The sequence below is a fragment of the Aurantibacillus circumpalustris genome (assembly GCF_029625215.1).
In the GTDB taxonomy this organism is placed as follows: domain Bacteria; phylum Bacteroidota; class Bacteroidia; order B-17B0; family Aurantibacillaceae; genus Aurantibacillus; species Aurantibacillus circumpalustris.
This window is the reverse complement of the sequence record NZ_CP121197.1, coordinates 4,523,481-4,534,700: the sequence shown is the minus strand read 5'-3', so window position 1 is coordinate 4,534,700 and position 11,220 is coordinate 4,523,481. Positions and strand designations below refer to the sequence as shown.

The 11,220-nt window shown below is 36.5% G+C and carries 13 protein-coding genes; all 13 read right to left on the bottom strand.

The genetic code is table 11. From position 1 onward, the window contains the following. Window positions 1-10: 10 nt before the first annotated feature. The 13 genes from P2086_RS18720 to flxA all read right to left on the bottom strand — a co-directional run bounded on the left by P2086_RS18720 (window position 11) and on the right by flxA (window position 11,092). Window positions 11-274, bottom strand: a complete 264-nt coding sequence (locus P2086_RS18720) for a phosphopantetheine-binding protein (protein ID WP_317898297.1) — start codon at window positions 272-274, stop codon at window positions 11-13. Between the two features lie 6 nt (window positions 275-280). Continuing rightward, window positions 281-1,561, bottom strand: coding sequence for an ABC transporter permease (locus P2086_RS18715; RefSeq protein ID WP_317898296.1), 1,281 nt, complete (start codon window positions 1,559-1,561; stop codon window positions 281-283). Next, on the bottom strand, window positions 1,554-2,309 hold the full coding sequence (locus P2086_RS18710; RefSeq protein ID WP_317898295.1) for an ABC transporter ATP-binding protein: 756 nt from the start codon (window positions 2,307-2,309) through the stop codon (window positions 1,554-1,556). Before P2086_RS18710 ends, P2086_RS18715 begins: the two co-directional genes overlap by 8 nt. Then, window positions 2,310-3,317 carry a BtrH-related acyltransferase DarH gene (darH, locus tag P2086_RS18705; protein ID WP_317898294.1) on the bottom strand — a complete coding sequence of 336 codons (1,008 nt, stop codon included), beginning with the start codon at window positions 3,315-3,317 and terminating at the stop codon, window positions 2,310-2,312. Next, window positions 3,307-3,714 carry a flexirubin biosynthesis protein DarG gene (gene DarG, locus P2086_RS18700; protein WP_317898293.1) on the bottom strand — a complete coding sequence of 136 codons (408 nt, stop codon included), beginning with the start codon at window positions 3,712-3,714 and terminating at the stop codon, window positions 3,307-3,309. The genes darH and DarG overlap by 11 nt, the downstream gene beginning before the upstream one ends. Before the next feature lie 9 nt (window positions 3,715-3,723). After that, the gene (darB, locus tag P2086_RS18695) at window positions 3,724-4,869 is read right to left on the bottom strand and encodes a dialkylresorcinol biosynthesis protein DarB (RefSeq protein ID WP_317898292.1); all 1,146 of its coding nucleotides are present in this window, start codon (window positions 4,867-4,869) and stop codon (window positions 3,724-3,726) included. A gap of 3 nt (window positions 4,870-4,872) precedes the next feature. Then, window positions 4,873-5,772, bottom strand: a complete 900-nt coding sequence (locus tag P2086_RS18690) for a hypothetical protein (RefSeq protein ID WP_317898291.1) — start codon at window positions 5,770-5,772, stop codon at window positions 4,873-4,875. Continuing rightward, complete coding sequence (locus P2086_RS18685; RefSeq protein ID WP_317898290.1) at window positions 5,765-6,256, bottom strand: hypothetical protein; 492 nt, start codon at window positions 6,254-6,256, stop codon at window positions 5,765-5,767. The genes P2086_RS18690 and P2086_RS18685 overlap by 8 nt, the downstream gene beginning before the upstream one ends. Before the next feature lie 103 nt (window positions 6,257-6,359). Beyond that, window positions 6,360-7,262: a lysophospholipid acyltransferase family protein gene (locus tag P2086_RS18680; RefSeq protein ID WP_317898289.1), complete on the bottom strand. Its 903-nt coding sequence runs from the start codon at window positions 7,260-7,262 to the stop codon at window positions 6,360-6,362. Between the two features lie 8 nt (window positions 7,263-7,270). Beyond that, on the bottom strand, window positions 7,271-7,528 hold the full coding sequence (locus tag P2086_RS18675) for a phosphopantetheine-binding protein (protein ID WP_317898288.1): 258 nt from the start codon (window positions 7,526-7,528) through the stop codon (window positions 7,271-7,273). Between the two features lie 24 nt (window positions 7,529-7,552). Beyond that, window positions 7,553-8,770: a beta-ketoacyl-[acyl-carrier-protein] synthase family protein gene (locus P2086_RS18670; protein ID WP_317898287.1), complete on the bottom strand. Its 1,218-nt coding sequence runs from the start codon at window positions 8,768-8,770 to the stop codon at window positions 7,553-7,555. 10 nt (window positions 8,771-8,780) lie between these two features. Next, a complete protein-coding gene (gene flxB, locus P2086_RS18665; RefSeq protein WP_317898286.1) occupies window positions 8,781-9,512 on the bottom strand; it encodes a flexirubin biosynthesis SDR family reductase FlxB in 732 nt (243 codons plus the stop codon). 53 nt (window positions 9,513-9,565) lie between these two features. After that, window positions 9,566-11,092: a flexirubin biosynthesis tyrosine ammonia-lyase FlxA gene (gene flxA, locus P2086_RS18660; protein ID WP_317898285.1), complete on the bottom strand. Its 1,527-nt coding sequence runs from the start codon at window positions 11,090-11,092 to the stop codon at window positions 9,566-9,568. Window positions 11,093-11,220: the final 128 nt, after the last annotated feature.

Here is an 11,220-nt window from a genome sequence, read left to right as displayed (position 1 = left end):
TAATTTAAACTCAAACGGTTCTATGTTTTTGAATATAGTCGGCCATGGTGTCTATGTTCACCAATATTTTACGGCCTTCTTTTGGATCTTGAATATCGATTCCATATTCTCTTTTTAGCATCACAATTAATTCAAGAGAATCGATCGAATCTAATCCTAATCCCTCGCCAAACAAAGGCGCATCGTCTTTAATCTCAGCCGGTGTCATTGGTGAAAGATTTAAGAATTCAATCATCTTTGTTTTTATTTCTTCTTTTAAGGCAGTTGTTTCCATATGTATTTAAATCAAATTTTTTCTTTTTAAACCCCAGAGCGAAATGAGCTGAAGTAAAAATGTAATTCCCAATAAAGGTATAATATTCATTAGAATATCTTTTAATTTTCCGTCTTCTAAAAATAATCCATAATAGGCCTCCAGACACCAGTGTAGTGGTGATAATTTCATCGGAATTCTAAACGAATCTGGCATGGCAAACGAAGGAACCAGCAACCCACCAATGGCGGCAAGAATCACAATAGTCACCGCGCCAAAACCGTTGGCTTGTTCTTGCGTGTTTGCAAATACACCAATACAAATAGCGTAACTCACCGCACACCAACCGCAAATAAAAGAAACAACGAAGAGCGCAAATAAATCGGATGGTAAATTTAGTTTCGGTAAACCCATCGCGGGGAATAAATAAATTCCTAAAGTAAAAATAACGGCCACTTGCAACAGTGTAACACTTAGGTAGGTGATTTGTTTTGATAAAAGTGAGATTAAATAATTTGTCGGCAATGTTTTTAAACGCACGAAACTGCCGTTAAGTTTTTCTTTCACGATATTACTTCCTAAAGAAATAACGATGAAAAACATAGCAAAAACAGTCCATGCCGGAATATTATGTTGCGTCGCATTTGGAATAATTTTACTACCGTTGCGCGCAGCAGTTAGTTCTTGGATGGGAATCTGACTTTTAAGAATATCGTCTTCCAACTTTGATGGCAATTTGTTTTCATCAACGAGGGCATACAAGTTTTTTATCAATTGTTTGTTTTCTATTAATTGCAATGAAGCTCTAACAGCTCCGCCAATCGATTGACGGAAAGATTCTTGCAACACCGGATTAAAATAAATTGCGACAGAATCAACAGGACCCGCGCTTTTATTTAAAGTGTCTGTACCTAAACCAAGATCGTTAAAAACCAGGGCGCTGAGGACTTTCGATTTTTTTTCTACTTTAAAAGAAAAGTTTTCAGGAATAACAATGCTCACAAGTGCATCCTGTTTTTCCATTTCTAAAGCAAGTTCTTTTTCGTTTGATTGTTTACTAAGCTCTGAAACCTCAAACATGCCAGCTTCTCTAATGGCTGTGACAAATTGATTGGAAATTTTGCTGGTATCGTTATTGTAAATAAGCAAACCAACTTTATTGTCGTTAACCAATTTAAAGGTGTTGTTTTGAATGGCTGCGATTAAAATAGCCAGTACAATGGGCATGGCAAACATGAGTAGTAAACCTACTTTGTCGCGCGTTAATAAACGAACGTCTTTTTGTATGCTTGTCCACAATTTAAACATCCACTTCCTGATAATTTTTCCCAGTTAGTTTTATAAACAAACCTTCCAGACTTTTTTCTTTATGTTTTTGAAATAAATTTTCAAGTGTATCGTGCTCAATTATTTTTCCTTCATAGATCAATGCAATGTTGGTGCAAAGTTCTTGCGCTTCGCTCAATTGGTGTGAGGTGTATACAAGCGTTGTTCCGGCTGCATTTAATTCTTTCAAAAAATTAATAATAATGTGACGGGTTTGAATATCCACACCCACAGTAGGTTCATCTAAAAACAATAAAGAAGGATTATGCATCACGCCAATTGCAAGATTCACTTTACGTTTCATGCCTCCTGAAAACGTGTGAACAGCTTTATCTTTCATTTCTGTTAAGCCGAGAATATCAAGCAACTCAAGGGATCTGGTTTTAATGCTCTGTTTATCCATTCCTGAAAGTGCTCCAAAGTATTCGAAGTTTTCTTTCGGACTTAATTCTTGATAGAAGGCAAGGTCTTGTGGGACAAAACCAATCAGTTTTTTAACTTCTTTCGGGTTTTTTTTTAAGTCTATTCCTAAAAGGTGAATTGATCCGCTATTGAAAGAAAGAAGCCCCGTCATACAACTCATGAGCGTTGTTTTTCCCGCGCCATTAGGGCCAAACAAACCAAAGCGATCGCCTTTATTTATTTGTAAGTTAAGTCCACTAAAACATTTGTGGTAAGGATTTGTGTAAGTAAAATCCAGTTCTTGTATGTCTACAGCCTGAATGTTCATTTACCATTTTATTTTTGAAAGCGATGTAAAAGCTTGTTTTTCTAATTCTGCAATTTCGAATAAATAATCCGCCATCACATTAAAATCTTGTTGTGCAGTAATTCTCCCTTTATAAATTCCGGAAGCTTGCACGGCAGCACTGCGCCAAAGATCTCCTGATTGTGTAAATTTTTTAGAAAGATCCATTAAAGGAGCGTTCGGATGATAGGCTTGTGCCTGTTGTAAAAAAGCGCCGTAAATATATCTAAAGCCGCCGCCGCCGGTTCCAATTTCTTCTTGCATACGCACCAATTGCGCAAGGTATAAACCCGCTTTTTCAAGACCGAGTGTGTCGCGCCACTTTTTAATTTTGTTAGCGGTATAACGAATTCCTTTTACGCCTGCAATGTTTCCTGGTATATGAAGCATATCGCGCACGTTGAGTTTAATTCCTTTTACAATGGCTTTTTTTAATTGTTCTTCTGTTACTTGTGTGTGTTCTTTTGGATAATACAATTGTCCTTTAGGAGCAAATGGTCCTTTCGCAAAACGCACGCGTTCTAATTCAAAACTGCTAAGCGTGGTAACATCCTCCATTACCGGATCACTGATTAAAAAATTATCGCCTTCTTTTCCGTACACAATTAAATTATGTGCGTTAAAATGAAAACGGTATTCTTTTGGAAAGTAAGTCAGATAATAAACACCTACCTGGCAACCTACCGGCTGCTTAGCGGCAACGCATTCCATTAAAAATTTTTCTGCGTCTTTTTCGGAGCTGAATTTTTTCCGAACTACCGGTATTCCTAAACTTTTGCAAGTACGTTTAAAAATATTTCCTGGCATGGTTCTAAAAGCAATTGCGGGACCATTATTTATTTTTAAAAAAGGAATGTAGATGTAAAATAGTCCAGAGCCAATCCCAAACGCTAGCGGTTCAGTAATGGTAACGCCAATGTTTTTAAGCAGGTTGGTAGTTACTCCGTTTTCGCAGTGCGCTGCTTGAAGGTGTTTAAATTCATTCTGCATTTACGTTCATTGTTTTTAATTGCTCAACACTAACATTAAATGCTTTGGCGTATTTTTCTAATTTTCTTTTTGATAATTTTTCGAAGACTTCTGGTTTCATGTGTCTTTTTATTTGCCATTGCCAAAAACCTGAGTAAGCTGCAAGTATGGTTAAATCCATTAAACGCAGTTCCAAGAAAAAGAGTAGGGGACTAGCTTCTTTGTTCAGTACTTTTTGTTTTACTTCTGCTATTCGTTTGTCAATATCCTGCCAGGTTAAATCAAGGGCTGTTGCTTTTACATCCCAACCTCTGCTGAGGCCAGTAACATAGTTGCCAGAACTATCCACAGCATAACACAATTCTTTGGTGAATTTGTCGAGTGCACTTTTATCTTGTGGAATATCTTCTTTTTTCATTATTCAATTCTAACAAACGGTAAACAAAGTGTACATGTAAGAAAATCTTCCGCTCTCGGGAACAAGTAATAAAATTTTTTCTCCTTTTTTTAATTTACCACTTTTAAATAATTCGTCTACCATTAAATAAGCTGAGGCCGCACCAACATTACCTACGGTTGGTAAATTAATAAACCACTTTTCGTAAGGAATTGGTGTGCCGTTTTCTATCAGTTGGTTGTAAACTTTATCTTTAAAAAACTCGCTCGATAAATGCGGTAAAAAATAATTGATGTCGTTTGAATCGAATTTGTGTTTTGCTAAAACCTTTTTAAGGCCTACGCCACCTAATGTGACAATGTTTTTACTTAATAATTTTACATCTTGCTTAATGGTGAAAATGGATTTGTTTACCATTTCTTGTGGCGTATAATCTAAATAACTTGTAATGGTGCCATCTTCGTTTTTGTCTGCGCCCATATACATACATGCTTGCAATTCGTTGGCATATGAAAAACCTTCTATCCATTCAATTTTTAAACTAATGCCTGTTTCATTTGGTTTGTCTGTGAGTAAAAAAGCAGATGCACCGTCAGAGAGCATCCAGCGTAAAAATTCTTTTTCGAAACCAATATAAGGATCATCAGAAAGTTCTTTTAATTTTTGAATTTCATCTTCAAAATTATTAGAAACGATGGAAGCAGAAATTCTATCAGAGCCTGCTGCTACTGCAGTTTCAGATTCTCCAGTCTTAACCGACATGTAAGCATATTTTAATGCATGCATTCCAGCGCAGCAAACACCTGCTGAAGAAACCACTTCAATGGAATTTGTTTCAGGTAGCCAACCGTGCACCATGGCGGCGTGCGAAGGCATTAGTTGATCGGGAGAAGAAGTACCACAACTTAAAAGTTGAAATGATTTTAAGCCCTCAGGATTTTTGAAGAGAGCTCTAACGGCAAGCGCAGTCATTTGTGCGTTGGTATGCGTAATTTTTCCTCCTTTTGTAAGGGCGTAGAAACGACGTTTAATTCCGTTGTTACGTAATACAATTCCTTTTGATCGAGAGGGGGTGTTGTTAAGGTAACCTAAGTATTCCTCCATCTCATCATTCGAAATAGGATCGTTTGGAAAAAACGAGGAAGTATTGGTAATATAAACTGGTTTAAAAGACATAGATTAATTTATTCCTGCGTAATATGCTAATTGTTTTTTAGTTTTTGTTCTTAAAAATGGTTTAAAAAATATCGTGTTTATTGTGAGGATAATTGGGGCTGCAATAAACAGTGCAATAATAAGATAATACTTGAATACAACAAGCCAAGGACCTCTATTTTTCCTTTTTACAATAAAATTTGCCCATATGCCAAAAAGGCGTGTTGCTTTTGATTCGGTGTACATGAGATTATAATTCACCACAACAGATTTCTGTACAAATAGTTCATCTTGTAAGCCATTCCAATCATTTTGTGAGAGGTGTTTATCTACGAGAGCTCCAAACACCCTTGTATGTTCTATATCTGCGTCAGAAACTCCAGGTTTAGGAAACAGGCCCAAGAACTTGTCTCTTTTTGCTGTAAACATCCAGTATAAAATGGTAATCACACTTATCAAGTTATGGTGTTTATCTACTAGAGCAATATTACCTACATGTTTTGCATTGGTTTCTTTAAGAACTTGCTTAACCCTTTCAAGTGCACTAATCCACATGTTTCTAGCGCCAGTTACTGTAATAACGGGAGTGTCGTTTAAAACCGCCCGTATTTTAGAGTCATTTAAAGCAGAATTAATTGGGATACTTGGTGAAAGAAACCATGCTTGGTAGCCCAACACAATAAGGTCGTATTTAGTTTCTTTTAATTGAAACGGCTTAAGTTCAGTTGGCGCGCCTAAAACACAATCTGGCATCACAGAAAAAAATTGTTTGCTTGTCCAAGGAAACGGGTACTCAATTTGTGGATGAATTTCAAGGGTTTCAATGCTATGCCCAGCCTTAACTAAAGGACTAACAAAACTGTTTAAAATATCAGCTAGTTGACCAGATTGGGTATAGTAAAGAACTAGTATTTTTTTACTCATGCAATTCGTTTTTAAAATCTTCCGGTTTTAATGTTTTAGATTTTTTGCTGTAACTGAAAATAACCTTTTGTAATTCAATTGTCTGGTTTTTATAGTTTTCGCGAAGATACGAAGCATCACGTTTAATTTCACTATTGTAATTAACAATTTTGGGAGTGTTTTCTTGAATAATGAGCCTTAGAAAGTGATATTCTACATTACTTGTATCTTTTTTTAGAGCAGATTCGAGATTTTTTCGCCCTTCTTTAAAAAAACTCAATTTGTCTTTTGCTGGCTTGACTAAACCTGATTTTTTCATCATCAAAGCACCTTTAAACGCTTCGCCAATGCTATTTTTGTTTAATTTATCTAGTTCGTGATCGATAACATCTAAATTTTCATGCATCATGGCAGAATAGAATGAAGATCTGTTGATTGCAGCTTGAGCGGAAAAAAAGCTAAGCCAGCTCGATAAAACTAAGAGAAATATATATTTAACAGGCATTTATAGGGTGGATAAAGGTAAGGAAAATTGAATTTTTAAACAAGAAAGAGAAATAGAACCTGGTTAAAACTTGGTAAAGAGTGTGATACCGATTATATAAAATCTATTTCCAAAAATCATAAAAGTTAAACCATTGAGTTGGATACTTTTTTAGCATGAATTCCAGTTCGCGGACATATTGATCAGAACTATTTTTTACAACTAAGTCGGTATCTTCTTTAGTGCGTGCTCTTTTGACTTCAATGGGTTTGCGGGCAAAAAAATGGTAGTGATTTTTTGTTTCTTTTACTGCGAAAACTAAGGTGATTGGAACACCGAATTTAGCGGCCATTACAAAAGGTCCTGCGGGAAATTTTGCGAGTTTACCCATAAAGTTTTTTTCAATGGTAGCAGTTCCTGGCAGGTATCGATCACCGTGCATCACCACAAGCTCATTGTTAGCGAATGCTTTGTGTAATTCTACCAAGTGCCCCATATCACCATCACGTATTGCAATCACATTAAAACTTTTTTTACCCATCACACGACTCATGTATTCCTTCATTTTCTCTACCTCATTGTCGTACATGAGGACATTAAATTTGGTGTTCAGCGAATCAAGCATTTGACCGGCAATTTCCCAATTACCAATGTGGGCGCTAAGCAAAATACTGCCTTTGCCGGAGCTTTTGAGATTAGCGAGGTTTTCATTGTGACCATCGTGATTTATTGTGAAGTTGGTTTTTACGCCTGAAAGAAGAGCCACTTTATCCAATAAAATCTGGCCGAATAAAAAATAATTTTGATAAGTGGCTCCGTAGGCCTTTAAACCTTTGTAGCCGTGAATTTTCCTAAAATAGTTTAGTGAGGTTTTAGTGGATTTACTAAATAAAAAAAAATAAAAAGCTACAAATCGCAAGAAAAAATATGCAATGTGTAGCCCGAATGTATTGAGAATAAATACAAAAATTTTATGCCCACTTAGCCCGCCTCTGGTTTTCCCTTCCCACTTGCTCTTGTTAGACATTTTTAATTTTAAGCAGCGTCTTTTTGACTAACTTTTTGGTGGCAGTAGTCGTAAAAATCTTGAAAAGAATGAATGTTGATAAAGTCTTCACCCACCACTTTAAATCCAAAATTACTTTCAATTACTACCACAAGGTCAACGTAATCAAGGCTATCCAGATCAAGTGTTTCACGCATATTAGCCTCAGGCACAATCTTACTGCTTTCTACCTCGAATTCATCTACTAAAAATTCGTTTACTTTTGATATGATTAGGTCTTTTGTCATTTGTGTGTGATATTGTTTAAGCGCTTATATTTTTTTAATTACCAAAGTTGAGTTTGTTCCGCCAAATCCAAAAGAATTACTAAGGAAAGTATTTATTTTTTTATCAACAGTTTTACTTGCAATGTTGAGTTTTGCTGAGGCTTCATCCGGATTTTCGAAGTTAATATTTGGAGCCACAAAATCGTTTTGCATCATTAACATGGAGTAAACGATCTCGCTTGCTCCGGCCATCCAGCATTCGTGGCCCGTCATTGATTTTGTTGAACTTACAAGTGGTTTACTGGCTCCAAATACCTGATCAATTGCAATTGCTTCCGCAAAATCTCCACCAGGGGTTGAAGTAGCATGAGCGTTTATGTAGTCGATCTCAGATTCCGAAATATTGGCATCCTTAAGAGCCATTTGTAAGGAACGCACCTGACCATCAACACTTGAATTTGAAATATGTTCGCCATTTGATGAAAAACCATACCCGATTACTTCCGCTAAAATAGGAGCCCCGCGTTTAACAGCTGACTCATAGTCTTCTAAAATAACGGTAGCAGATCCTCCACTAGGCACAAGACCGTCACGATCTCGGTCGAAAGGACGAGAAGCTTTGGTAGGTTCATTTGTGCGAATCGAAAAAGCACTGAGGCCATCAAAACTTCCAAATGCAAAAGGATTTACTTCCTGAGCGCCACCGCAAATGATATGGTTTTGCATACCCCATTTTATCATTAAGTAAGCCATTCCAATTGAATGCGATCCGCTTGCACAAGCAGCGCTCACTGTGAAATTGATGCCTTTTAATTTAAAAATGGTTGAAAGGTTCATAGTGACTGTGCAGTTCATTGACTGAAATATAGAACCCGATCCAATAAGAGTAGTATCTTTTTTAGCACGTACAATGTCAATGGCTTCCATAACCGCTTTTGCTGAGCTATCGTTGCCAAATAAAATACCTACTTCGTTTTTATCAATCCATTCTTGATCCATTTTAGCATTTTTCAATGCTTCTAATGTAGAAAGATAAGCGTATTCCGCTTCTTGAGAAAGCTGCACACGGGCACGTCTGTCTAAAACTCCTTTTAGTTGTGGTGTCGATACTTTACCGGTAAGACAAGAGCGATAACCCCACTGTTCTCTTTCGGCATCGTACACAATACCAGACTTTCCCTCAAACAAAGACTTTTTCACTTCTTCGAGGTTGTCGCCTAAGCATGACCAAATACCCAATCCTGTTATTACTACTCTTCTCATTTTTATTCTCCTATGAATACAAGCCTCCGTTCACCGAAATTACCTGGCCAGTAACGTAAGTAGATTTGCTAGAAGCTAACCAACCAACAACATCTGCCACTTCTTGCACTTCTCCGAAACGATTCATCGGTATTAATGATTTAAAATCTTTTTCATTCAAGTCCTGTGTCATTTCAGTTTTAATAAAACCAGGAGCAACAGCATTTACCGTAATTCCCCTGCGACCTACCTCTTGCGATAAAGCCTTGGTTGCACCAATAACGGCTGCTTTTGAAGCTGAATAATTTGTTTGTCCCGGTAAACCTTTTAACCCAGAAAGCGACACAATGTTTATAACACGCCCGTATTTTTTTACAAGCATGTTTTTAATAACCAAACGCGTCACATAAAAAAAGCCGTCTACTGCAATATCCATAACAGAATGCCACTCAGTATCGCTCATCCACATCATAAGATTGTCTTTACGAATCCCGGCATTGTTAACAAGCACTTCAATTTGATTATCCTTATTTGCTTGTATCCAAGTATCTAAAACGGCGGTAACTTCCTCCAATTTAGACACGTCAAATTTCATAATCTCGCCACTAACGCCTTTTTCTTTTACAAGTGCAAGGGTTTTATTGGCTTCTGCTTCGTTTGATTGATAATTTATAAGAACATTATAGCCCATTTCGGCCAAGGTAACGCAAACAGCCCTTCCTATACCCCTTGAACCTCCTGTAACTAAAGCGAATTTTGTCATACGTGCTGAGTGCTATGTTAATACAAATTTAACAAAATATTATTTTTTAAAACTTATATTTTACTTTTTAAATAGTTTACAATTTTGCGCTGATCCTGATATTTAGTGCTATCTTCTTTAAATACAGGCACCAAGCCCCTGAGATCTTTGTAATAATTGCGGGCTTTTTGTGAAATTTTTGGCTCAAAATTGAGATAATCTAAGGCTTGTATTAAAGCAAGAAACTCAATTGCAATGACTTCATACGTATTGTTTATTACCTTTTGCGCAATCAGAGCTGAATTTGCACCCATGCTTACGATATCTTGATTGTCGTTGTTACTTGGAATACTATGCACGTACATTGGAAAACTCAGTGTTTGATTTTCTGCCGTTGTAGAAGTTGCTGTAAATTGCACCCCTTGAATTCCAAGATTTAAACCAATCGTTCCTAGATTAATAAATGGCGGTAAAATTCCATTAAGCTTATCGTTTAATAAAAAATTAAGCTGACGTTCACATAACATGGAGAGTTTGGTGATTACGGTTTTAAGCTTATCCATTTCAAGAGAGGCGTAATCCCCATGAAAATTTCCACCATGAAATACATTTTTATTTTCGTAGTCAATAATTGGATTATCGTTTACCGAATTTATTTCATTAATAATAACTTCTTCAGCATAAGCAATGGTATCATGCACGGGACCTAAAATTTGTGGCACACAACGAATTGAATAATATTCCTGAACTTTATCTTTCAGAATATTTTCTTTGATTGGCTGATGGTATAAATGTTTTTCGCGTTTTTTTACCAGTTTGCTGTCTTTTAAAAACGCTTGCATCTCTTTTGCAATGATGTTTTGTCCGGCATGGTATTTTACAGAATTTAATTCATTCGAAAAATGATCATCATAAGACTGCACCATTTCTACAATCATACTTGTTGCCGCTATAGAATGCTTTACGAGATTTTTTGCATGGATAAGATTTATTAGTCCAATACCACACATGGCGGATGTACCATTCATTAGAGCTAGTCCTTCACGAATATGAACTTGCAGGGGAGTCAAGCCTTCTTTTTTAAATACTTGGGCAGTATCGGTAATTTCTCCCTGATAATGAACTTCCCCTTCACCAATCAGAGTTAGGGCTAAATGCGCTAACTGCACGAGATCGCCACTTGCACCTAGTCCGCCGTGTTCGTATATCACCGGACAAATATTGCGGTTTATAAGTTCTTTTAATAAAATAACAGCGTCAGGATGTATGCCAGAATAACCACGCATAAGCGTACTTAGGCGCGCTAGCATTAGGGCTTTTACATTAATGGGTTCAATGGGGTTTCCACTTCCCGAACAGTGACTACGTATTAAATTATATTGAAGTTGTACCTGATCGTTATCACTAATTTTATATTGCGCCATCGGCCCAAAACCTGTATTAACGCCATAAATGAGCTTATCTTTAATAAATTCTTTTAAAAAAAAGTAACTTTGATAAACATGCGACATGGCACTGTCATTCAACTCAATGTTTTTGTTATGAATAAGAACATCATAACATTCATCAAAAGTTAATTTACCGCTGCCAAGGTTTATCATACGTGATTTAGGTTAAAAAATAAGAATGCGAATATACAAAAACTTTTAACGCTTCTGGGTTTAAATTAACAGATGCAATCGTAAACAAACAAGCGTTTTATATAGTCCCCGTTTTGTTTCTTTATGTT

Bases quoted from the DNA above. Each gene is read 5' to 3' on its own strand.
- P2086_RS18720 (WP_317898297.1), bottom strand. From the start codon at position 274: ATGGAAACAACTGCCTTAAAAGAAGAAATAAAAACAAAGATGATTGAA.
- P2086_RS18715 (WP_317898296.1), bottom strand. From the start codon at position 1,561: ATGTTTAAATTGTGGACAAGCATACAAAAAGACGTTCGTTTATTAACG.
- P2086_RS18710 (WP_317898295.1), bottom strand. From the start codon at position 2,309: ATGAACATTCAGGCTGTAGACATACAAGAACTGGATTTTACTTACACA.
- darH (WP_317898294.1), bottom strand. From the start codon at position 3,317: ATGCAGAATGAATTTAAACACCTTCAAGCAGCGCACTGCGAAAACGGA.
- DarG (WP_317898293.1), bottom strand. From the start codon at position 3,714: ATGAAAAAAGAAGATATTCCACAAGATAAAAGTGCACTCGACAAATTC.
- darB (WP_317898292.1), bottom strand. From the start codon at position 4,869: ATGTCTTTTAAACCAGTTTATATTACCAATACTTCCTCGTTTTTTCCA.
- P2086_RS18690 (WP_317898291.1), bottom strand. From the start codon at position 5,772: ATGAGTAAAAAAATACTAGTTCTTTACTATACCCAATCTGGTCAACTA.
- P2086_RS18685 (WP_317898290.1), bottom strand. From the start codon at position 6,256: ATGCCTGTTAAATATATATTTCTCTTAGTTTTATCGAGCTGGCTTAGC.
- P2086_RS18680 (WP_317898289.1), bottom strand. From the start codon at position 7,262: ATGTCTAACAAGAGCAAGTGGGAAGGGAAAACCAGAGGCGGGCTAAGT.
- P2086_RS18675 (WP_317898288.1), bottom strand. From the start codon at position 7,528: ATGACAAAAGACCTAATCATATCAAAAGTAAACGAATTTTTAGTAGAT.
- P2086_RS18670 (WP_317898287.1), bottom strand. From the start codon at position 8,770: ATGAGAAGAGTAGTAATAACAGGATTGGGTATTTGGTCATGCTTAGGC.
- flxB (WP_317898286.1), bottom strand. From the start codon at position 9,512: ATGACAAAATTCGCTTTAGTTACAGGAGGTTCAAGGGGTATAGGAAGG.
- flxA (WP_317898285.1), bottom strand. From the start codon at position 11,092: ATGATAAACCTTGGCAGCGGTAAATTAACTTTTGATGAATGTTATGAT.